Source organism: Aliihoeflea sp. PC F10.4 (assembly GCF_054612275.1).
This window is the reverse complement of record NZ_JBTSWH010000001.1, coordinates 3404576-3426764: the sequence shown is the minus strand read 5'-3', so window position 1 is coordinate 3426764 and position 22189 is coordinate 3404576. Positions and strand designations below refer to the sequence as shown.

General features: G+C 62.6%; 19 protein-coding genes and 1 riboswitch. Of the genes, 4 read left to right on the top strand and 15 right to left on the bottom strand.

All coding sequences use genetic code 11. From position 1 onward, the window contains the following. Positions 1-68 precede the first annotated feature (68 nt). Positions 69-3530 (top strand): pyruvate carboxylase, encoded by a 3462-nt coding sequence (pyc, locus tag ACX82Z_RS17225; protein ID WP_459590228.1) that lies wholly within the window; start codon positions 69-71, stop codon positions 3528-3530. Between the two features lie 12 nt (positions 3531-3542). Here pyc and ACX82Z_RS17220 read toward each other — a convergent pair whose 3' ends face one another. Together ACX82Z_RS17220 and ACX82Z_RS17215 are read right to left on the bottom strand one after the other, a co-directional pair. Further along, positions 3543-4724: a GNAT family N-acetyltransferase gene (locus ACX82Z_RS17220; RefSeq protein ID WP_459590227.1), complete on the bottom strand. Its 1182-nt coding sequence runs from the start codon at positions 4722-4724 to the stop codon at positions 3543-3545. Beyond that, complete coding sequence (locus ACX82Z_RS17215; protein WP_459590226.1) at positions 4721-6082, bottom strand: lipopolysaccharide biosynthesis protein; 1362 nt, start codon at positions 6080-6082, stop codon at positions 4721-4723. The genes ACX82Z_RS17220 and ACX82Z_RS17215 overlap by 4 nt, the downstream gene beginning before the upstream one ends. Positions 6083-6444: 362 nt before the next feature. Then, positions 6445-6641: riboswitch (cobalamin riboswitch) on the top strand. 104 nt (positions 6642-6745) lie between these two features. On the opposite strand from ACX82Z_RS17215, the gene ACX82Z_RS17210 reads away from it, so the two are divergent. Both ACX82Z_RS17210 and ACX82Z_RS17205 read left to right on the top strand, forming a co-directional pair. Beyond that, complete coding sequence (locus tag ACX82Z_RS17210) at positions 6746-9625, top strand: ribonucleoside-diphosphate reductase subunit alpha (protein ID WP_459590225.1); 2880 nt, start codon at positions 6746-6748, stop codon at positions 9623-9625. Positions 9626-9785: 160 nt separating this feature from the next. After that, on the top strand, positions 9786-10907 hold the full coding sequence (locus ACX82Z_RS17205; protein WP_459590223.1) for a ribonucleotide-diphosphate reductase subunit beta: 1122 nt from the start codon (positions 9786-9788) through the stop codon (positions 10905-10907). 36 nt (positions 10908-10943) lie between these two features. Here the strand turns inward: ACX82Z_RS17205 and ACX82Z_RS17200 are convergent, their stop codons facing one another. The 8 genes from ACX82Z_RS17200 to ACX82Z_RS17165 all read right to left on the bottom strand — a co-directional run bounded on the left by ACX82Z_RS17200 (position 10944) and on the right by ACX82Z_RS17165 (position 18010). Continuing rightward, the gene (locus ACX82Z_RS17200) at positions 10944-11402 is read right to left on the bottom strand and encodes a PTS sugar transporter subunit IIA (RefSeq protein WP_459590222.1); all 459 of its coding nucleotides are present in this window, start codon (positions 11400-11402) and stop codon (positions 10944-10946) included. Then, positions 11399-11794 (bottom strand): monovalent cation/H(+) antiporter subunit G, encoded by a 396-nt coding sequence (gene mnhG / locus ACX82Z_RS17195; protein WP_459590221.1) that lies wholly within the window; start codon positions 11792-11794, stop codon positions 11399-11401. The genes ACX82Z_RS17200 and mnhG overlap by 4 nt, the downstream gene beginning before the upstream one ends. Continuing rightward, positions 11791-12072 carry a K+/H+ antiporter subunit F gene (locus ACX82Z_RS17190; protein WP_459590220.1) on the bottom strand — a complete coding sequence of 94 codons (282 nt, stop codon included), beginning with the start codon at positions 12070-12072 and terminating at the stop codon, positions 11791-11793. Before ACX82Z_RS17190 ends, mnhG begins: the two co-directional genes overlap by 4 nt. Continuing rightward, positions 12069-12554: a Na+/H+ antiporter subunit E gene (locus ACX82Z_RS17185; RefSeq protein WP_459590219.1), complete on the bottom strand. Its 486-nt coding sequence runs from the start codon at positions 12552-12554 to the stop codon at positions 12069-12071. The genes ACX82Z_RS17190 and ACX82Z_RS17185 overlap by 4 nt, the downstream gene beginning before the upstream one ends. Next, entirely contained in the window at positions 12551-14170 is a 1620-nt protein-coding gene (locus ACX82Z_RS17180) for a monovalent cation/H+ antiporter subunit D (protein WP_459590218.1), read from the bottom strand. The genes ACX82Z_RS17185 and ACX82Z_RS17180 overlap by 4 nt, the downstream gene beginning before the upstream one ends. Then, entirely contained in the window at positions 14170-14511 is a 342-nt protein-coding gene (locus tag ACX82Z_RS17175; protein ID WP_459590217.1) for a Na+/H+ antiporter subunit C, read from the bottom strand. The genes ACX82Z_RS17180 and ACX82Z_RS17175 overlap by 1 nt, the downstream gene beginning before the upstream one ends. After that, on the bottom strand, positions 14511-17426 hold the full coding sequence (locus tag ACX82Z_RS17170) for a monovalent cation/H+ antiporter subunit A (protein ID WP_459590216.1): 2916 nt from the start codon (positions 17424-17426) through the stop codon (positions 14511-14513). The genes ACX82Z_RS17175 and ACX82Z_RS17170 overlap by 1 nt, the downstream gene beginning before the upstream one ends. Before the next feature lie 158 nt (positions 17427-17584). Continuing rightward, entirely contained in the window at positions 17585-18010 is a 426-nt protein-coding gene (locus ACX82Z_RS17165) for a hypothetical protein (protein ID WP_459590215.1), read from the bottom strand. A 202-nt stretch (positions 18011-18212) separates the two neighbouring features. On the opposite strand from ACX82Z_RS17165, the gene dgcN reads away from it, so the two are divergent. Beyond that, positions 18213-19208 (top strand): N-acetyltransferase DgcN, encoded by a 996-nt coding sequence (dgcN, locus tag ACX82Z_RS17160; RefSeq protein WP_459590214.1) that lies wholly within the window; start codon positions 18213-18215, stop codon positions 19206-19208. Between the two features lie 46 nt (positions 19209-19254). Here dgcN and ACX82Z_RS17155 read toward each other — a convergent pair whose 3' ends face one another. The 5 genes from ACX82Z_RS17155 to pyrF form a co-directional block, all read right to left on the bottom strand. Further along, entirely contained in the window at positions 19255-20142 is an 888-nt protein-coding gene (locus ACX82Z_RS17155) for a VOC family protein (protein ID WP_459590213.1), read from the bottom strand. A 54-nt stretch (positions 20143-20196) separates the two neighbouring features. Continuing rightward, positions 20197-20661, bottom strand: a complete 465-nt coding sequence (locus tag ACX82Z_RS17150; protein WP_459590212.1) for a DoxX family protein — start codon at positions 20659-20661, stop codon at positions 20197-20199. 90 nt (positions 20662-20751) lie between these two features. Continuing rightward, on the bottom strand, positions 20752-21063 hold the full coding sequence (locus ACX82Z_RS17145; RefSeq protein WP_459590211.1) for a hypothetical protein: 312 nt from the start codon (positions 21061-21063) through the stop codon (positions 20752-20754). 98 nt (positions 21064-21161) lie between these two features. Further along, positions 21162-21455: a DUF1330 domain-containing protein gene (locus ACX82Z_RS17140; RefSeq protein ID WP_459590210.1), complete on the bottom strand. Its 294-nt coding sequence runs from the start codon at positions 21453-21455 to the stop codon at positions 21162-21164. A gap of 24 nt (positions 21456-21479) precedes the next feature. Further along, positions 21480-22169: an orotidine-5'-phosphate decarboxylase gene (gene pyrF, locus ACX82Z_RS17135; RefSeq protein ID WP_459590209.1), complete on the bottom strand. Its 690-nt coding sequence runs from the start codon at positions 22167-22169 to the stop codon at positions 21480-21482. Between the last annotated feature and the right edge of the window lie 20 nt (positions 22170-22189).

Genomic DNA, 22189 nt, shown 5'->3' with positions numbered 1-22189 from the left:
CCGGTCGATCTGAAATCGTGATCTCTGACGGTCTGATGAGACCTGCCGCCCGCCTTGGAGTGCCTGCCTTGAAAATCACGAAAATCCTCGTCGCGAACCGCTCGGAAATCGCGATCCGCGTGTTTCGCGCCGCAAACGAACTCGGCATCAAGACCGTCGGCATCTGGGCCGAAGAGGACAAATATTCGCTGCACCGCTTCAAGGCGGACGAGAGTTATCAGGTCGGACGCGGTGCGCATCTGGACCGCGATCTGGGGCCGATCGAAAGCTATCTGTCGATCGAGGAGGTGATCCGTGTTGCGAAGCTTTCGGGCGCGGACGCGATCCATCCAGGCTACGGCCTGTTGTCCGAAAGCCCTGAATTCGCCGAAGCCTGCGCCGAGGCCGGCATCACCTTTATCGGCCCGAAGCCGGAGACGATGCGCCGGCTCGGCAACAAGGTCGCCGCGCGCAATCTCGCCATCGAGATCGGCGTTCCGGTCGTGCCCGCGACGGAACCGCTGCCCGACGACATGGCCGAGGTGGCGACGATGGCCGATACGATCGGCTACCCGGTGATGCTGAAGGCATCGTGGGGCGGCGGCGGGCGCGGCATGCGCGCGATCCATAAGGCCGAAGACCTCGCGCGGGAGGTTACGGAAGCCAAGCGCGAGGCGAAGGCGGCCTTCGGCAAGGACGAAGTCTATCTGGAAAAGCTCGTCGAGCGCGCGCGCCATGTCGAGGTGCAGGTTCTGGGCGACACCCATGGCAATGCGGTGCATCTTTTCGAGCGCGACTGCTCGATCCAGCGGCGTAACCAGAAGGTCGTCGAGCGCGCGCCTGCACCCTATCTCGACGATGCCCGGCGAGCGGAACTGTGCGGCTATGCGCTGAAGATCGCCGAGGCGACCGCTTATGTCGGCGCGGGCACGGTCGAATTCCTGATGGATGCCGACACGGACGAATTTTACTTCATCGAGGTCAATCCGCGCATCCAGGTCGAGCACACGGTGACTGAGGAAGTCACCGGCATCGACATCGTCAAGGCACAGATCAAAATCCTCGAAGGCGCGGCCATCGGCACGCCCGAGAGCGGCGTGCCGGCGCAGGAAAATATCTGGCTCAACGGCCACGCCATGCAGTGCCGGATCACAACGGAAGATCCCGAGCAGAACTTCATCCCCGACTATGGCCGCATCACCGCCTATCGCGGAGCGACCGGCTTCGGCATCAGGCTCGACGGCGGCACCGCCTATTCGGGCGCGGTCATCACGCGGTTCTACGATCCGCTTCTGGAAAAGGTGACGGCATGGGCACCCTCGGCGGAGGAGGCGCGCCAGCGTATGGACCGCGCCTTGCGCGAGTTCCGCATCCGCGGCGTGGCGACCAATCTCACCTTCCTGGAAGCGATCATCAATCACCCGAACTTCCGCGACAATTCCTATACGACGCGGTTCATCGACACGACACCCGAACTCTTCACCGCCGTGAAGCGGCAGGATCGGGCGACGAAGCTTTTGAATTATCTGGCAGACGTTTCGGTCAACGGCCATCCCGAGGCGCGCGGCCGCGCGACGCCGAAGGCGGACGCGCCCGCACCGCGCGTTCCGTTCGCCGGTGGCGTCGTGCCGGACGGCACGAAGCAGCGCCTCGACGCCGAAGGCCCGGACGCCTTCGCGCGCTGGATGCGTGCCGAAAACCGCGTGCTCGTGACCGACACGACGATGCGCGACGGACACCAGTCGCTGCTGGCGACTCGCATGCGCACGCATGACATCACCGCAATCGCGGGCACCTATGCGCGGGCCTTGCCGGATCTTCTGTCGCTCGAATGCTGGGGCGGTGCGACCTTCGACGTTTCGATGCGGTTTTTGACCGAAGATCCGTGGGAACGCCTCGCCAAAATCCGCGAGGCCGCGCCCAACATCCTTCTCCAGATGCTGCTGCGCGGCGCAAACGGCGTCGGCTATACGAACTATCCCGACAATGTCGTGCGCTATTTCGTCAAACAGGCAGCGGCCGGCGGCGTCGATCTTTTCCGCGTCTTCGACTGTCTCAACTGGGTGGAGAACATGCGCGTGTCGATGGACGCGGTGCGCGAAGAGGGCAAGCTTTGCGAGGCGGCGATCTGTTATACGGGCGATCTGTTCGACGCCGGCCGCTCGACCTACGACCTGAAATATTATCTCGGGCTGGCGCGCGAACTGGAAGCGGCCGGTGCGCATATTATCGCGATCAAGGATATGGCCGGGCTGATGAAGCCGGCTGCCGCGAAAGCGCTCTTCAAGGCGTTGCGGCAGGAGACCGACTTGCCGCTCCATTTCCACACGCACGACACGTCGGGCATTTCGGCCGCGACGGTGCTGGCGGCGGTGGAGGCCGGCGTCGATGCGGTCGACGCGGCGATGGACGCGTTTTCCGGCAACACCTCACAGCCCTGCCTCGGCTCCATCGTCGAGGCGCTCAAGGGCAGCGATCGCGACACCGGACTCGATCCCGAATGGATACGGAAGATCTCCTTCTACTGGGAAGGCGTGCGAAGCCAGTACGCGGCGTTCGAAAGCGATCTCAAGGGACCGGCATCGGAAGTCTATCTTCATGAAATGCCCGGCGGTCAGTTCACCAATTTGAAGGAACAGGCGCGCTCGCTGGGGCTGGAAAGCCGCTGGCACGAGGTCGCGCAGGCCTATCACGATGCGAACGCCATGTTCGGCGACATCGTGAAGGTCACGCCGTCGTCGAAAGTGGTCGGCGACATGGCGCTGATGATGGTCTCACAGGACCTGACCGTCGCGGATGTGGAGAAGCCGGGAAAGGACATATCCTTCCCCGATTCGGTCGTCGCCATGCTCAAAGGTGATCTTGGCCAGCCGCCGGCCGGCTGGCCGCAAGCATTGCAGAACAAGGCACTGAAGGGCGAGACGCCGATCACCGTCAGGCCCGGCTCTCTCCTGAAGGCCGCCGATCTTGATGCCGACCGGACGCGGATCGAGGAAGAACTCGAACGGAAGCTTTCCGATTTCGAGTTCGCCTCCTGGCTGATGTATCCGAAGGTGTTCACCGATTTTGCGGTGGCCAGCGGCGAATACGGCCCGGTCTCGGCCTTGCCGACGCCCGTCTACTTCTACGGCATGAGCCAGGAAGACGAGATTTTCGTCGAGATCGAGCGCGGCAAGACGCTCGTCGTGCGCTGCCTTGCCATCGGCGACACTGACGAAAAGGGCATGGTCACGGTCTTCTTCGAACTGAACGGCCAGCCCCGCCGTGTGAAAGTGCCCGACCGGCTGCGCGGTGCGGGTGCTGCGAAGGCGCGCGCCAAGGCGGAAGCCGGCAACGCGACCCATGTCGGCGCGCCGATGCCCGGTGTTGTCTCCACGCTCTCGGTGGCGTCCGGTCAGAAGGTCTCGGCCGGCGACGTGCTGCTGTCCATCGAGGCGATGAAGATGGAAACTGCGCTTCACGCCGAACGCGACGGCGAGATCGCCGAAGTGCTGGTCAAGGCCGGCGACCAGATCGACGCCAAGGATTTGCTCGTCGTCTACGCGTCGTAACGGCCCGGGTAATTATGCGCGTCTCAGCCATGATTTGAGACGCGCTTTGCCAGCGACACCAGCGATAACTGCTGCATGCAGTAGTTTCGTGCGCGAGCCCTGCGGGCCGACGACGACCGTTCCCATCGTCTTTTGCGAATCCCAAAAGCCGGTGATCACATGCCCGTCGATCATGGTCGACGCGTCCATCTCGTCGTAACGATCCTGCTCGAAGAAATCGGTGACCACCAGATATTCCAGCACCATGCCGGGGCCGTATTTGCGATAGGTCTCGTCGAAGGCGCATTTGGGCGTGAAAAGTGTCCGCCCGTCGCCGATATTGACGCTGACGGCGATCGGCACGCCATCGAGCAGAAGGCTGTCGACCACCGCCAGCCCCGGTGCGAAGGCAGCGCGTGCGAAGGCGGCGTGCGGAGCGCGCGACAGAAACGCCGTGCCCTTCGCGCCCTTCCAGCCCGCATTTTCCAGCGTCAGAAACGCTTCGAGGCGCGATCTGACGGTCTCGCAATCCGTGGCGCGCTCGAATGAGACCTCGCCGAGTTCGCTGAGCCGGCGTAAATTGCGCTCCACATCCTTGCAGCGCTTCTTGCCAATGACCGTTTCGGCATGCGTCCTGAAATTTCCAGCCGACCTTGTCAGCACCGCTCGCCGATAACTGGTTGCAGCCTGCGCCGTGAAGCCGAAGCCATTCGCATTCCGGGCGAACATCTGCATGAACGGTCCATCGAGCGCCATATGCGCAAACAACCAATGCCGCGGCAGCTTTTTACCTTCCGACATCAGGCGGGTGAGCGTTGCGACCGCGCTTTCCGCATGCTCGCGTGCGATCAGCGGCGTGCCGCCTATCTGGTAGAGATTGTTTGCCGGCTGGCCGAAGGCCAAAGGCCCGGCACCTCTGACACGGAACGGCAAAAGGCCCGCCAGCCCGCCCCCGTTTCGCGGGCGCAGGACCAGCGCTTTCATGCCCCTTCCGTCACCCATCGCCTCGATGGCGGACGTGACCATCGAACGGGCGAAGAAGGGATTGTCCTCCAGCGCATCGGCCGACAGCGCGTTCCAGTGCTCGGCCGGCAGCGCAGCCAGCGCTGCGGCGTCTATCACCTCGGCCCGGCAAGGCATTTTCGTCGTATGCAAGGCCCGGGCGCCAGCGATCCGGCGCGCGTAGGAGGACGATTGATATATCGTGTCGCTCATGTTCGAACCTCCTGATGGGCCGTGGCGGCGATGCTGCTGAAACCTGCCGGCAGGACGATGCCCAGTTGCCGGTGCGCGAAGATGGCGAGAATGATGCCGCGCAGGGCAAGCGCGGTGGCGGTAGCGATCGCTGCACCCGTCATTCCCATTATCGGGATCAAGGTGAAGTTGAGTGCCAGATTGGCAAAAAGCGCGATGAAGAATCCGAGCGCGCACAGGCGCTCGCCGCCCGTCATGGTGAGAATGTCCTCGCCGGGGCCAAGCGCACAGGCCATCACGATCCCGAGGCACAGGACGGGAACGACGGACGTGGCCGCGTCGTATCCGTCACCGAAAAGAGCGAGCAGCGGGCCGGCGAAGACCCACAGGAACAGCGCGCCGGCAATGGCGAGCGTGGTCGAGAGCGTGGTAGCGGCCCCGACTAGACGCTGGAGCTCGTGACGCTCCCCTTGCGCCGCAAGAGCCGCGTATTTCTGCGCGGTCGCCGCCGATATCCCATAGGGAACGTAGGAAAGTATCTGCGCCAGTCGCGTCGCGGCGAAATAGAAGGCGACGATCTCGGGCGGCATGAACAGGCCGAGGATCAGAATGTCGGCATTGTGGAACAGAATTTCGCTGGCTTCCAGCAAGGCCACCGGCATCGCCACCTTGAACCAGCAGCCGATCCTGTAGGTCGCCCTCGCACCGGCGAGCAACTTCTTCAGTTCGCCGCGCAGGAGCAGATATTGCACGGCGACCGAGGCCGCCAGCCCGCCGACGGTGAAGCTCATGATGGTGACCGCGTCGGCCGAACCGCCCGTGGCGAAAACGAAACCGACGCCTGCCAGAATGGCCAGATGCCGCAGGAGCATCGCAGGCCCGATGCCCAGAAGCGGCTTGTCGAGTCCGCGCGCGATCGCCTCGAGAAACTCCTGAAGCACCAGAAGCGGGATAACGAGAAAGGCGAGCGTCGCCAGCGTGACCATTTGCGGCGAAAGCCCAGTCGGGCCGAAATGGATGATTGCCAGCGCAACGAGCGTCACAATCAGCGAAACGCCGAGCGCCAGCGCGAGAGCGAAATGGAGAAGGCCAAGCGCCGCGCCGGCGTCGCCCTTTGCCCGGTATTCGGAAACGAACCGACAGACGAGCTGGTTGGTGCCGACCGTCGCGCCATGCCCGAGAAGAAAAAGCCAGACCAGAACCAAAGCATAGGACCCGAACGCTTCGGCTCCGACGAGCCGCGCGGCGGCGATCTGGGCGACGAAAGCAAGGGCAGCAGCGCCGACGCGAAGGCCCATGACGGATATGCCGGTACGGGAAAACCCGCCCGGATGCGACGCCATTCTCGCCCTGACTATCTCGATCAGGCCCTTGCCCATTTCCCTCGCCCTTGCTCCGGCGCGTTACTTTACAATCGAACGCGCCAAGCGCATGTCGTCAAAATCAATTACGCTTAACAGAAACTTAGCGGACGAACGCAACTTTGGCTGTCAGCGAATTGCAGCAACATTCGCTGAAATCCCCATTTTGCATTTTGGCATAAAAATAATGATCAAGTGTTAAGCTTGAGAATGTCGCTGTCAATACTGACCGGGAATCGCTCCTTCGGACATTCATACTCCATGCTTCCAGCTCATCGATCTTGGCGAGGCCGCAGCGTGTGTCCCACCACGCCGATGCACTCGTCATCATTGCGATGTGAATATCCAAACTAGATATTGACGAGTGTGGGGGTCGCTACGCAATATGCAGTTGTCAGGGTCTTCCAAAGTCGATTCGGTGATGGAGGCTAAGAGGGAAGTCGGTGAAATGCCGGCGCTGCCCCCGCAACTGTAAGCAGAGAGCGTTTCGTCGAGTATGCCACTGGTGTTTACCGGGAAGGCCGACGAAAAGCCGCGACCTGCGAGCCAGGAGACCTGCCTTGACGATGTGAACGAACCCGGGCGGGGTGCTCCGGCGGTGCGCATGGCTCATGGTCGTCATTCGGCCAGTGAATTTGCGCGTTGCTTCTTCATCCCCGTCCACAGCGCCACGGGGACAAGATGCCGGCGACCAGTGCACTTCAATCAAACGGAAACCATCCGATCGAACTTCCGGTCGAAGCGGCCACGAAGGCGCCGGCCGAGCCCGGCTATCGCCTGATCCGACGCAATGGCGGCGTCACGCCGTTCGATGCGTCCAAGATCACAATCGCTTTGACCAAGGCGTTTCTCGCTGTCGAGGGCTCGACGGCAGCAGGCTCGCGCCGCGTCCACGACATCGTCGAGGAACTGACGGACGGAGTCGTTTCCGCGCTGACGCGGCGTGTCGGGGAGGGGCGCACCTTCCATATCGAAGATGTGCAGGACCAGGTCGAACTCGCCCTGATGCGCGAGGGACATCACAAGGTCGCTCGCGCCTATGTGCTCTACCGCGCCGAGCGTGCACGCGAACGCGAAGCCGAAGCACCTGCCGCCGTGCAGTCGGCGGCATCCTCGCTGAACGTGAAGGGAGAGGACGGCGCGCTGCTGCCGCTCGACGAGGCGCGCCTTGCCCGCATCGTGGAAGAGGCATGTGACGGGCTTGATGCGGTGTCGTCCGTGCCGATCCTCGCCGAGACGAAGCGCAATCTTTATGACGGCATCACCCTCGACGAATTGTCGCTCGCCCCGATCCTTGCCGCGCGCACACTGGTCGAGCAGGAGCCGAACTACGCGTTCGTCTCGGCGCGCCTTCTCATGGACAAGCTGCGCCGCGAAGCGCTGACCTTCGTGTCGGGCCGAAGCGAACAGGCGACACAGGCCGACATGGGTGCGCGCTACGCTTCCTATTTCCCTGACTTCATCAGTACCGGCATCAAGGCCGACCTGATCGACCCGGAACTTGGCCGGTTCGATCTCGCCCGACTGGGTGCTGCACTGAAGCCGGAGCGCGACCAGAACTTCCAGTATCTCGGACTTCAGACGCTCTACGACCGTTATTTCCTGCACACAAAGGGCAAGCGTTTCGAACTGCCACAGGCGTTCTTCATGCGCGTTGCGATGGGGCTCGCGATCCGCGAAATCGACCGCGAGGCGCGGGCCATCGAGTTCTACGATCTTCTGTCGTCCTTCGATTTCATGGCTTCGACGCCGACGCTGTTCAATTCCGGCACGACGCGGCCGCAGCTTTCCTCTTGCTTCCTGACCACCATCGGCGACGACCTCGACGCCATCTTCAAGGGCGTGAAGGACAACGCCTTGCTGGCTAAATATTCCGGCGGGCTTGGAAACGACTGGACGCCCGTTCGCGGCCTCGGTGCGCATATCAAGGGCACCAATGGCGAAAGCCAGGGCGTGGTGCCGTTCCTTAAAGTCGCCAACGACACGGCCATTGCGGTCAATCAGGGCGGCAAGCGCAAGGGTGCGGTCTGCGCCTATCTGGAGACGTGGCACGTCGACATCGAGGAATTCCTCGACCTTCGCAAGAACACGGGCGACGACCGCCGCCGCACGCATGACATGAACACGGCGAACTGGGTGCCGGACCTGTTCATGGAGCGTGTCGAGGCGAACGGCGAATGGACGCTGTTTTCACCGGATGAGACGCCGGACCTGCATGACCTTTACGGCAAGCCGTTCAAGGCCGCCTATGAGGCTTATGAGGCCAAGGCCGCGGCGGGCGAATTGCGCGTTCATCGCAAGGTGCGTGCGCTCGATCTGTGGCGGCGCATGCTGACCATGGTTTTCGAGACCGGGCATCCGTGGGTGACGTTCAAGGACCCGTGCAACATCCGCTCGCCGCAGGGGCATATCGGCGTCGTGCACTCGTCGAACCTTTGCACCGAGATCACGCTGAATACGTCGAAGGACGAAGTGGCCGTGTGCAATCTCGGCTCGATCAATCTCTTGAACCACGTCACGACAAAAGGTCTCGACCTCGACCGGTTGGCAAAGACTGTCGGCACGGCGATGCGCATGCTGGACAATGTTGTCGACATCAATTTCTACACCATCCCAGAGGCGCGCAACTCGAACTTGAAGCATCGTCCGGTGGGGCTTGGCCTGATGGGTTTTCAGGACGCGTTGCAGAAGCTGAAGATTGCCTATGCGTCGAAAGACGCCGTCGAGTTCGCCGACCGTTCGATGGAAGCGATCAGCTATCACGCCATCTCCGCTTCGGTCGATCTTGCCGCCGAGCGTGGCCGCTATCCAAGCTTCAACGGTTCGCTGTGGTCGCAGGGCATCCTGCCGATCGACTCGATCAAGCTGCTCGAGGACGCGCGCCCCGGCGTGGATATGGATGGAGAAGCGACCCTCGACTGGGCCGCTTTGCGCCAGCGCGTGACGACCACCGGCATGCGCAATTCCAACACGATGGCGATCGCGCCAACCGCGACGATTTCCAACATTTGCGGCGTCTCGCAATCGATCGAGCCGGGCTACCAGAACCTTTTCGTCAAATCGAACATGTCGGGTGATTTCACCGTCGTGAACGCACAACTCGTCCATGATCTGAAGGAACGTGGCCTTTGGGACGAGGTCATGGTGTCGGACCTGAAATATTTCGACGGGTCCATCGGCCAGATCGACCGAATCCCTGACGATCTGAAGGCGATCTACGCGACCGCGTTCGAGATCGATTCGGCCTGGCTGATCGAGGCGGCATCGCGCCGGCAAAAATGGATCGACCAGGCGCAGTCGCTCAACCTCTATATCGCCAATCCATCAGGCAAGAAGCTCGACGAGCTTTATCGCTTCGCGTGGAAGAAGGGGCTGAAGACGACCTATTATCTGCGTTCGCGTTCGGCGACCCACGTGGAGAAATCCACCTTGAAGGGCACGGACGGCAAGCTCAACGCAGTGTCGGCCAGCGTTGCCGCTGCGCCGATCGAGGTCGATCCGAATGCCGCGTGGGGCAAAGCCTGCGCGATCGATGATCCCGAATGTGAGGCGTGCCAGTAAGGCTCGAATTTACCCCTCTTCCGTCTCGGCGCGTTGCGCCGATCCACCTTCTCCCACAAGGGGAGAAGGTAGGGTGCTCTTCCTTCTCCCCTTGTGGGAGAAGGTGGCCGAGCGGAGTGAGGTCGGATGAGGGGTCGTAAAACATATGAAGGAACACAAAATGCTCGACTGGTCAGAACCCAAAGCCACACCCGCCGCCACGCCGTCCGGTGAAGGTGCTCCACTCGCAGACGCTACCGGCCTTGGCGAGATCGAACGCGGCGGCGCGCGCGTCTCCGTGGACGACAAGCGCATGATCAACGCCCGCGCCGACGTGAACCAGCTTCTGCCGCTCAAATATCGCTGGGCGTGGGAAAAGTATCTCTCCGGCTGCAACAATCACTGGATGCCGACCGAGGTTTCCATGCAGGCCGACATCGCGCTGTGGAAGTCGAAGGACGGTCTGACGGAAGACGAGCGGCGTATGATCAAGCGCAATCTCGGCTTCTTCGCCGCGTCTGAATCGCTCGTCGCGAACAACATCGTCCTCGCCATCTACCGGCACCTGACCAACCCGGAATGCCGGCAGTATCTTCTGCGTCAGGCGTTCGAGGAGGCGATCCACACGCACACGTTCCAGTACATCGTCGAAAGCCTCGCTCTGGACGAGGGGGAACTCTTCAACATGTATCGCGAAGTGCCGTCGATCACCGACAAGGCGGCATGGGCGCTCAGGCACACGCAAAACCTCGACAATCCGGATTTCCAGACGGGAACGCCGGACGCCGACCAATCATTCCTGCGCGATCTGGTCGCTTTCTACGTCATCTTCGAGGGCATGTGGTTCTATACCGGCTTCGCGCAGATCCTGTCGCTTGGCCGGCGCAACAAGATGGTCGGTATCGCCGAGCAGTATCAATACATTCTGCGCGATGAATCGATCCACTTGAACTTCGGCATCGACGTCATCAACCAGATCAAGATCGAGAACCCGCATCTGTGGACGAAGGCGTTCCAGGACGAGGTGCGCGGCATGATTGCGGATGCCGCTGAACTCGAGGCCTCCTACGGCCGTGATACGATGCCGCGCGGCTTCCTTGGGCTGAATGCGGCGCTGTGCGAACAGTATATGCACTTCATCGCCAATCGCCGCTGCGCGCAACTCGGTCTGTCACCGGTCTTCGCCGAGGTCGAAAATCCGTTCCCGTGGATGTCGGAAGCGATGGATCTGAAGAAGGAAAAGAACTTCTTCGAAACGCGCGTCATCGAATATCAAAGCGGCGGCGCGCTAAGCTGGGACTGAACGGCTCCAGAGTGATGCCGGCATGCCCGGCATCTTTTATTCGGGCGGTAGCACGCACTTGACCTGAAGGAAGTCGATCACGTCCTGCGGCGTGGCGGCGGTGCGCAACCCGTTCAGGAATTTCGGGTCGCGCAGATATTTCGCGAACTGCGCGATCATCTGCACGTCCGTCGCCTCCGGCGGCGTGACGATGCCGAAGACGATGTCGACCGGCTCGTCGTCCGGCGCCTCGAAATCGAGTTCATCGCGCAAAAGGATGATCGCGATGACCGGCCGGTCGAGTTCGGCCAGCTTGGCGTGAGGGATCGCGACGCCCTTGCCGATCGCTGTCGAACCGAGCTTCTCGCGCGCACCGAGCGCGTCCGAAACGGTGTCGGGTTCGATCGACGTGTCGCCCGCGATCAGGCGCGCCAGCGCCTTTACGACGCTGCGCTTGCCATCATACGACGCCTTCGTTTCGACGCGCGCGGCGGAGATGAAATCGGTAAACTTCATTGGGCGGTCTCTTCTGTTTCCGGGGTTTCCGGCTCCGGCGCGTGGCGCGCTTCCTTGGGCAGTTCCGGGCTGCGTTGCATGCGGTCGCGGTAAAGCGTGGCGCGGCCGAGCATCATAAGCGTGACGGGCGTCGTCACCGTGACAAAAATGCCGATCAGGATTTCGTGGAAGATGGGTCGTGCGGACGCCGCCGTGAAGATGATCATCGATGCCATGACCATGCCGCCCGCACCCCAGCTCGTGGCAAGCGTCGGCGCATGGATACGGTCGTAGAATGTGCGCAGGCGCACGAGGCCGATCGTGCCGAGCAAGGTCAGCCCGGCGCCCAGAAGTAGGAACGCTGCCGCCGGAATTGCAGCCCAGATCGGAACATCGGCAAGATGGATTGTCATTCGATCACCTCGCCGCGCATGAGGAATTTTGCCAAAGTCACGGTTGCGACGAAGCCGAGCATGCCGATGACCAGTGACGCTTCGAAGAAGATCGTATTGCCGGTGCGCACGCCGAAAGCCAGCAATTGGAGCATCGCGCATACGTAAAGCGCGTCGAGCGACAGGATGCGGTCCTGCGCGCGCGGGCCGACCGCCATGCGCCAGGTACAAAGGCACATCGCGATTGCCAGCGCGCCTTGCGCGATCCAGATCGCGGTGATGAGGATCGTTTCGCTCATTCGAAAATCTCCAGAAGCAGCCGCTCATAGCGTTTTCCGATGAGTTCGATCCACTCGTCGGGATGAACGAGATCGAAGACATGGATCAGGAGTTCGCCGCGAGCCGAATTGTAGTCGAGCCAGGCGGTGCCCGGCGTACTCGTCAGGATGATCGACAGGATGGCGAGCGCCGACGGGTGGCGAACCTTGAGCGGGATGGTGATGAAGCCGGACGTGCGCGCGCGCTTGGGCCCCGAAAGGATGATGCGCGCCACGGCAATGTTCGATCGAACGATGTCGTAAAGTACGATGCCGAGGAGCTTGGGGATCAAAAGCCAGCGCCGCACCTTCAGGCTTTTCTCACCGAGCGCGGCAAGGCCATGCGTGCATGCGATGCCGATGATGATCGACAGGACCAGATGGCCCGGCGTGAAACCGCCCAGAAGCAGCCACATCAGGACGAGGCCGGCCGCCAGAAGCGGGTATGGAACGATCGCGCTCATTGGCTCGTCTCCGCAAATGGCGGCACGCGCTCGGCACCGAGCACGGCATCGAGATAGCGGTAGGGATCATGAAGATCCGCAGCCGTCGCAAGGAACAGATCCATAGCCGGTCCGGCCATGATCGCCAATGCCACGAGCAGCCCGAGAAGGAAGAGGATCGGTGCGGTCTCCGTTACGGTGATGCGCGGAAGCAGCGGCTCGACGGGCGCCCAGAAGGTGCGAATGCCCATTCGCGACAGGGCGATCAGCGCCACGATGCCGGAAAAGATGAGCAGCCCGACAAGCGCGCCGCGCATGAAGACGAATCCATCGAGATCGGCGGTTCCCGTTCCGATAATCGCATCGAGGATCGCGAACTTCGCCAGAAAGCCGGAAAAGGGCGGCAGTCCGATAAGGACCAATGCGATGATGGAAAATCCGATGCCGAGGATCGCGATCGAACCGGGCATGATGCGGCCGATCTCGAATTCCTCCGCCTCCTTTTCCTCCTCGCCGTCGCCATAGGCTTCGAGCGTGACGGCAAGAACCGCCGAGGCCGAATCCTGCTCGCGTTCGAGAAGTTCGACGATGAGGAACATCGCGCTGACCGCAAGCGTCGACGAGATGAGGTAGAACAGCGCGCCTGCGGTCGTTTCCGGCTGCGAGATGCCGAAGGCGGCAAGCAACGTGCCGGACGACATCAAGATGAAATAGGACGTCGCGCGCTTCATCGATTGCGAGGCGAGAACGCCGATCGAGGCAAAGGCGAGCGTTGCGGCACCGCCGAGGAAAATGACCATCGAGCCGAACGCCGCACCCTCGTCGGGAACGAGCAGGGCGAGGCGCAACAGCGCATAGATGCCGACCTTGGACAGAACGGCGAAGACCGCCGAAACCGGCCCTGCCGCCGACGAATAGGCCGGCACCAGCCAGAAGCCGAGCGGCCACATGCCAGCCTTGACGAGGAAGGCGAGGCCGAGCATCGCAAGGCCCACATGCAGCGCCGGCTGGGCAAAGCCTTCAAGCTCGGAAGCCAGCGCGGATATTTCCGCCATGTTGAGGCTGCCGGTCGCGCCGAACACCATGGCGATGCCGATCAGGAAGACCAGCGCCGCAGCGAGGTTGATGGCGATATAGTGCAGGCCCGCGCGCACGCGCAGCGCCCCGCCGCCATGCAGGACAAGGCCGTATGAGGCGGCCAGCATCACCTCGAAGAAGACGAAGAGGTTGAAAAGGTCGCCCGTGAGAAACGCGCCGTTGAGGCCGATCAGCAGGAACTGGAACAGCGAGTGAAAATGCGGCCCGACGCGTTCCCATCTCTCGGTTGCGAAGACGACCGCCGGCAACGCCAGCAGCGCCGTCAGCGTGAGCATGATCGCCGACAGGCGGTCCGCGACGAGGTTGATCGCGATGGGCGCTGGCCAGTTGCCAAGCAGATAGACGATGCCGAGCCGTTCCTCGCCGGAATGAACGCGCCACAGAAGCATGCTCGATACGGCGATCAGCGACAGGATCGACAAAAGCGAGAGCGTCGATTTCAGCCGGCGCTCGCGATCGTCGAAGAACAACATCAGCGCGCCCGCGAAAAGCGGGATCAGGACCGGCGCGATGGCGAGATGGGTGGGAGTAAGGTTCATCATCCGTCCTCCCTGCCGTCGACATGGTCCGTGCCGGTCAGTCCGCGTGAGACGATCAGAACGACGAGGAAGAGCGCGGTCGTCGCAAAGCTGATGACAATGGCTGTCAGAACGAGCGCCTGCGGCAACGGGTCGGTATAGGCCGCCACGTCGACTTCATAGGCACCGTCGAGAACCGGCGGCGCGTTCACGCGCAGGCGCCCCATCGAAAAGATGAACAGGTTGACCGCATAGGAAAGCAGCGCCAGCCCGATGACAAGCTGATAGGTGCGCGGGCGCAGGATGAGCCAGACGCCCGATGCGGTGAGAATGCCGATCGCGGCTGCGATGACGAGTTCCATCAGCTTTGCCCTCCTTCGCTTTTCGCTCGAGGAGCCTTGCCGCGCTTGAGGCGCAGCGACTGGTGGGCGATGGCGACCAGCATCAGAACGATCGCGCCGACGACGAGGCTGAAGATGCCGAGGTCGAACAGAAGGGCGGAGGCTGTAGGCATTTCACCGATGAACGGTATCTCCGTATATTGGAAATAGGTGGTGAGGAACGGATAGCCGAACAGGAAGGAGGCCATGCCGGTCAAAAGTGCAACCATCAGGCCAAAGCCGATCCAGCGAACGGGAAGGATGCGCAGTCGCTCTTCGACCCAGCGTGTGCCGCCTGCCAGATATTGCAGAAGGAACGCGATCGCCATCGTAACGCCCGCCGCAAAACCGCCGCCGGGAAGATCGTGCCCGCGCAGGAAGAGATAGGCGGCCAGAAGCGTGACGACCGGGAACATCCAGCGCATGATGACGGAGGGAACGAGAAGGTAGTCCTTCAGCGTTTCGCCGACCTCACGATCCGTGCGTCCGTCGTCGAACTCGTCCTGCTCACGCTGCTGGTAGGGCAGGCCGGCATTGTCTTCGGCGGGGCGGAAGCGGCGAAGAAGCGCGAAGATCGTCAGCGCCACGGCGGCAAGCACGACGATCTCGCCGAACGTGTCGAAGGCGCGGAAATCGACCAGGATTACGTTGACGACGTTTGTGCCGCCGCCGTCAGAATAGGCGTGTTCGAGATAGTAATCGCCGACCGATGGCGGCAGCGGCGTCAGCATGACGAGCAACGCGACGATGGCGACACCGACGCCCGCGGAAACGGCGATCGCGAAGTCGCGGTGACGACGCAGGCGCGTCTTCATATCGACGCCTTCGTAGATCTCTTCGTCGCGCTTGGGCAGCCACCTCAGGCCGAGCAGGATCAGAACGGTCGTGACGATCTCGACGAGAAGCTGGGTGACGGCGAGATCGGGTGCCGACAACCACACGAAGGATACGCACAGGACGAGACCGGTGCCGCTCATCAAGATGACGGCCGCGAGCCGGTGGAACTTCGCCTGATAGGCGGCTGCGACCGCGCAAAACGCGCCGATGGCCCATAGCGTGCCGAGAACGGGGTCGAGGCCGCGCGCGGTGAAGGCGGGCCACCTGTCGCCCGCACCCCACATCGCCCAGACACCGGCGAGCACCGCGAGCGCCACGAAGATGCGCAGTTGCGGCTGCAGGCGGCGCGTGGCGAGCACGGCTTCGAGCGCGCGCGCCCAGCGCCAGCTCACCGTCACCAGAATGCGCTCGAAGATGCGCTGGCCGCGCAGGCGTCGGAAATAGGGCGGGCCTTCCTCGCTGGTGCGCAGATAGTTCTTGAGCTGCCAGTAGATGAGGGCGCCCGCGACGAGCGCGACGACGCTCATCAGAAGCGGAATGTTGAAGCCGTGCCAGAGATAAAGGCCATAGTCTGGCGTGGCGTCGCCGAGGACGGAAACGGCGGCCGCATCGAGAAACGCGCCGACGGCGATGCCGGGAATGATGCCGACGATGACGCAGGCGATCACGAGGAGTTCGATCGGCAGGCGCATCCAGTGCGGCGGTTCATGCGGCTCCTGCGGTAGGTCGTCGGGCTTGGGGCCGAAGAAGACCTTGTGGATGAAGCGGATCGAATAGGTGACCGCGAACGCCCCTGCGAGCGTGGCGACATAGGGCGCGACGCCGTCGAGGAGCGTATCCTGATGCTGTTCCAGCGCCTCGGCGAAGAACATCTCCTTCGACAAAAAGCCGTTGAGAAGCGGCACGCCTGCCATTGCCGCGCTGGCCACCATGGCGAGTGTCGCGGTGATCGGCAGCGCGTTGAACAGTCCGCCGAGTTTTCGCATGTCTCTGGTGCCGGCCTCGTGGTCGATGATGCCGGCCGCCATGAAAAGCGATGCCTTGAAGGTCGCGTGGTTCATCATGTGGAAGATGGCCGCGACAAGCGCGAGCGGACTGCCGAAACTCAGCAATGTGGTGATGAGACCGAGATGGCTGATCGTGGAATAGGCGAGCAGCCCTTTGATGTCGTGCTGGAAGATCGCGAAATATGCGCCGAGCAGAAGCGTCGTCATGCCCGCGAGGCCGACGATGGTGAACCATTCGGGCGTGCCGGATAGGACGGGCCAGAATCGGGCCATTAAAAAGACGCCCGCCTTGACCATGGTGGCCGAGTGCAGATAGGCGGAGACGGGCGTCGGCGCCGCCATCGCGTTGGGCAGCCAGAAATGGAACGGAAACTGGGCGCTCTTGGTCAATGCGCCGGCCAGGATCAGAAGCAGCGTCGGCACATAAAGATCGCTCGCGCGGATGACGTCAGCGGATGCAAGCACCACGTCGAGGTCGTAGCTGCCGACGATATGGCCAAGCAGGACCATGCCGGCGAGCAGGCAAAGGCCGCCTGTGCCGGTGATGGTCAGCGCCATGCGCGCGCCGTCGCGCGCGGCCTGGTTGTGATGCCAGTAGCCGATCAGCAGGAAGGAGAAGATGCTGGTGAGTTCCCAGAACACGGCGAGCAGGATCAGGTTGCCCGAGATGACGAGCCCCTGCATCGCGCCCATGAAAGCAAGCAGGAAAGCGTAGAACCGCGCCACCGGGTCCTTCGGGGACATGTAGTAGCGCGCATAGATGACGACGAGCAGGCCGATGCCGGTGATCAGCATCGAGAACAGCCAGGCGAACCCGTCCATGCGCAGCGAGAACGAAAGGCCGAGCGCCGGCACCCATTCGATCGTGTGGCGCACGACACCGCCATCGACCACCGACGGATAGGCCGAAGCGCTGATGACGAGCCCGGCGAGCGCGACCGTACCGGCAAGCCACGCTTCCGCGTTGCGCGCATTGGGTGACAGGAGCGCTGCCAGCACCGCCCCGATGAAGGGCAGCGCGACGAGAGCCGCAAGAAGTCCGCTATGCCACATCAGGAAGCCGCCCCTTCCTCGAGATTCCGCCCAGCAATGATGCCGTCTTTCAGAAGGAACTGAAAGCGTGATCTGGAAAGAAGGCGCATGGCGGCTGGAGCGGACATCAGGGGGCTTTCAATATCGGACTAGCAAAAGTACCCCATCGCTTCCAACGCTCAGGTCGGTTTGCCGGGGGGCGGGTTTACGGATGAGAGGAGGTTGGCGGGCGGTGCCCGCGACGAATATATGCCGACCAGCTCGAACCGATGCAGGAGACCGTGCTGGGTCGACGGAGCGGCGTCGTCGCCGAAATCGACCTCGGCTTCGAACGATGCGTGCAGGATCAGGGGATTGCTGTCACTGGCGTCGGCGCGCGACTCTGCGGCGCAGTTCAGCCGGTTGCGGCACTCGTCGGCCTGTTCGGGAACCGTGTGGGTCTGGTCGATCGCGTCGGCCGAGATCGAGGCGATGGGATGGGACGGAACGGACGGAAGGCCGCCATAGGCGAGCACCGCGAAAAGCAGAAGCACGAAGGCAGGCAGGCGCCAGATCGGCACATACCAACGCGTATTCCCTGCAGATGCGGTGCGGGATGCTTCCACTCAGAACGTCTCTTCGGTTTGGAATTTCCTAGATAGTCCGCGGGCCATGTCTTGTCCATGCGGCGCAAGCGCCCAATCGCATGTTTTGGCAAGCTTCGCGCGCCCCGCCTTAGTGCTGCACTCCCCGACACCTAGGTGCTGGACCTTGAGGCTCGCTTTGCAAGATGCGAAAAGCGGTTTCGGCCAACGATGCGAGAGTGAAATGCTCAAGACCCCTTATCTCCTGTTTCTCGGTGACGTTCCCGATCCGCTTGCCGCCAAGGTGGCGAACGGCATCAAGGACTGGCGGCCGGACCTGTCCGTCGGCCAGTACCGGATGGATGGCTGCAAGGCCGATCTCGGCCTTAAGGATATGACCATCGGCGAAGCGAAGTCTGCCGGAGCAAAGACGCTCGTCATCGGCGCGGCCAATCGTGGAGGGGTCATTTCCAGGGAATGGGTCGCGGTGATGCTCGAAGCGATCGAGGCTGGCATGGATGTGGCGTCCGGCCTGCACGATCTTCTGGCCGACGTGCCCGAACTCGTCGCCGCTGCGCAAAAGCACGGCGTGAAGCTTATCGACGTGCGGCTCCCGACCATCGATTATCCGATCGCCAACGGCGTGCCGCGCAAGGGCAGGCGGTGTCTTGCGGTCGGAACCGACTGCTCGGTCGGCAAGATGTACACCGCGCTCGCCATGGAAAAGACGATGCGCGAGCGCGGCATGAACGCGACCTTCCGCGCCACCGGCCAGACCGGCATCCTGATTACCGGAGAGGGCGTGCCGCTCGATGCCGTCATCGCCGATTTCATGGCGGGTTCCATCGAATGGCTGTCGCCCGACAATGACGACGACCACTGGGATTTGATCGAGGGGCAAGGCAGCCTCTTCCACGCGTCCTATTCGGGCGTCACGCTGGCGCTGATCCATGGCGGGCAGCCCGACGCGCTGGTGTTGTGCCACGAGCCGACGCGCGCGCATATGCGCGGCCTGCCCGGCTACAAGCTGCCGTCGCTCGACGCGTTGCGCGATCTGGCGCTCCAGATGGCGCGCATCGTCAATCCCGACGTCAAGGTCGTCGGCATTTCCGTCAACACGGCGGGCATGAGCGAGACCGAGGCGCGCGCCTATCTGGCGAAGGTGGAAGACGAAATGGGCCTGCCGACGGTCGACCCGTTCCGCGACGGGGCGGGCCGTCTCGTCGACGCGCTCGCCTGATGCTTCAAGTCGAATGCCGCGCCTTTGGTTCGGGCGCGGCATTCGTTCAAGCCTTGGCGGCTATGCGGATTTCGGTTCCCCACGGATCGGCGAACACCGTGCCATCCGCGTGCTCGCGGCTGAGAAGCTCGATATAGGCAAGGCCCGCCTCGCCGGGCGAACGCTGGCGCGCGCCAGCGCTTTGCCATTCATTGACCGCGATATGATGATGGTATCGCCCGGTCGACAGGAACACGGCACCGGCACGGCTGCGAACGGCATCGAACCCCATCTCCTCCTGCCACCAGCGGCCGCCGGATTGGGCATCGCCCACCCGCAGGTGAACGTGGCCGACGATGGTGCCGGTTTTTGCACCCTGCCATGATCTGGAGGGATCGTAGCGGCTTTGGACCAGCCGCTCGAAATCGAGTGGCAGCGACGCCATTTCGACCTGTCCGTCGCTCCAGTGCCAGTCCAGCTGGTCGCGGTCCGCATAGATCTCGACGCCGTTGCCTTCCGGGTCCGTCAGATAGACCGCTTCGCTGACCAGATGGTCCGATGCGCCGTCGATGCTGAAATCGTTGCTCGCAGCATGAAGAACCCAGGCGGCGAGGTCGACGCGCGAGGGCAGCAGGAACGCGGTGTGGTAAAGGCCCGCGCTTTGCGGTGAGGCATGCGTCGCTTCTGGCGCGGGCAGGAGTTCGAGCAGAACCTTGCCGTTGACACCGAGCGTGATCGAACTGCCGGCAGCGGCTATCTCTTCCAGTCCGACCGTGCGGATATACCACTCGGCAAGACGTGCCGCGTCCCGTGCCAGAAGCCCGACCTTGCCGATGTTGACGGGCGCGGCTGCTGCCGTGCCCGGCGTCGACGATAGTGCGACGGAAGGTAGGAATGCGGCCGCGGTGACGATGCCGCCCGCCTTGAGTATGGATCGTCTCGTCCATGCGTTCATGATGATCTTCCCCTTTGCGAAAGCGGGAGCGCTTGATGGCGCTCCCGCAAACACTCAGAACTGACGGCCGATTGCACCGTCGACCGAGTATCTGTTTCCGCCACGCACAACGAAGAAGAACGTCACGGCCGCCCAGATCAAAGCCAGTTCGGCACCCGAATATCCTTCGCCGAGCCGGACCCAGTGGAACCATGAGACGATAAGCAGGACGATGGTGGCGGCGAGCGCGGCCGGCCGCGTCAAAAGGCCGATCAAGAGAAGAAAGCCGCCGACGAACTCGGTCGTCGCGAGAGCGGGCGACCAGAGCCAGCCGGGATAAAAGCCGATCCCCTCGACCATCTGCACCGCGCCGAGCGGTGCCTGGATCTTCGGCCAGCCATGCGCCATCAGCGCGAAACCGGCGATGACGCGCAAAAGCGTCTCGGAAACATCGCCCAGCGCCGCATAGATCGGCTTGAGGCCCGGAACGATGAGGTTTTGGGATTCGGTTGGGGTCGTCGTGACAGTCGAGTCGGTCATGATGTGTACTCCATCGCGAGCGCTCGTTTCTGCGAGGCTCGACGCATTGATTTCGCTCCTTTCGGGAGCGTGAATGAATGAGGATGGAGTTCAGGCGCGCGGTGGGCGCTTCGGACTTGAAGGCGACAGGCCGTCATCGGTGACGGCGGAAGCGGCAACATGGACATGGCCGCCGGATGCGCTCAGAACCATGCCGCTTGAGGCCAGATAAGGCCCGAGGCATTTCGAGGGTTTCTCGGCGGAGTTGCCCTTGGCCGGGACCATAGCCGGATCGATGCAAAATTCACCGTTCTCGATCGTGACGCAGCCCGATCCCGAATCAAGGACCGGGCTCGCGGCGGAAGCGGCGAACGTGGCCGCCAGCAGCGACAGGACCATAATGAAGGGAAGCAGGAATCTCATGCGATCAGCGGAACCGGTCCAAAAGCCAGACTGCCTTTTACGGTCAGCCGCGTGCATTGCGCAAGGCCGCTTCGATCCCGTTTCGGTGAACGCTGCGGTCAGCCGTCATAGCCTTCCATGATGGTCATCTCGGCATCGGCCACTTCCTGCCGGATCGCCTTGGCGGCCTGATATTCGGACGAATTGTAGCAGTCGAGAGCGGCCTGCATTGACGGGAACTCGATGACGACGTTGCGTCCGCGTCCTTTGCCTTCCATCGCCTGATAGCTGCCGCCGCGCGCGAGGAACTTTGCTCCGTAGCGCTCGAAGGCCGGCTTTGCCGTCGAGACGTAGTCCTTGTATCGCTCGGCGTCGCGAACGTCGACATGCGCGATCCAGTAGCCCTTTGTCATGATTTCCCTCCCGTTTGCAGGCGCTCAGACGCCCTTCATTTCATCAAGAATGGCCGATGCGGCCGCCCGACGGTCCGGCGCAGCGACGATGGGACGGGCGACGACGAGATGGCTCGCGCCGGCCTTGAGCGCATCTGCCGGCGTGACGACGCGCTTCTGGTCGCCGTGATCCGTGCCGATCGGACGGATGCCCGGTGTCACCACCGCCATATCGGCTCCAACGATGTCGCGTATCGCGCGCGCCTCGGCGGCCGAGCAGACGACACCGCCCATGCCGGCTTCGCGCGCCTGCGCCGCGCGTTTGGCGACAAGCGTGGCAGCACTATCATGATAACCGGCGTCGACGAGGTCGGCGTCGTCCATCGAGGTCAGAACCGTGACGCCGAGCAGGCAAAGACCACTGCCCCTGGCCGCTTCGACGGCAGCACGCATCGCCTTCGGATAAGCGTGCAGTGTGAGCATGGAGACGCCCATCTTGGCGATGTTCTCGACACCCTTTGCGACCGTATTGTCGATGTCGAGCAGTTTCATGTCGAGGAAGACGGATTTGCCGTCGGCTGCAAGCTCGCGGGCGAAGTCGAGCCCGCCGGCAAAGGCAAGCTGATATCCGATCTTGTAGAAGGAGACCACGCCGTCGAGTTCGGCGACCGCGCGCCCCGCCTCGCTGAGCGTGGGCAGGTCGAGACCGACGATCAGGCGATTATCCGGCGTCATGTTTTCCCCTCTCGCAGTTC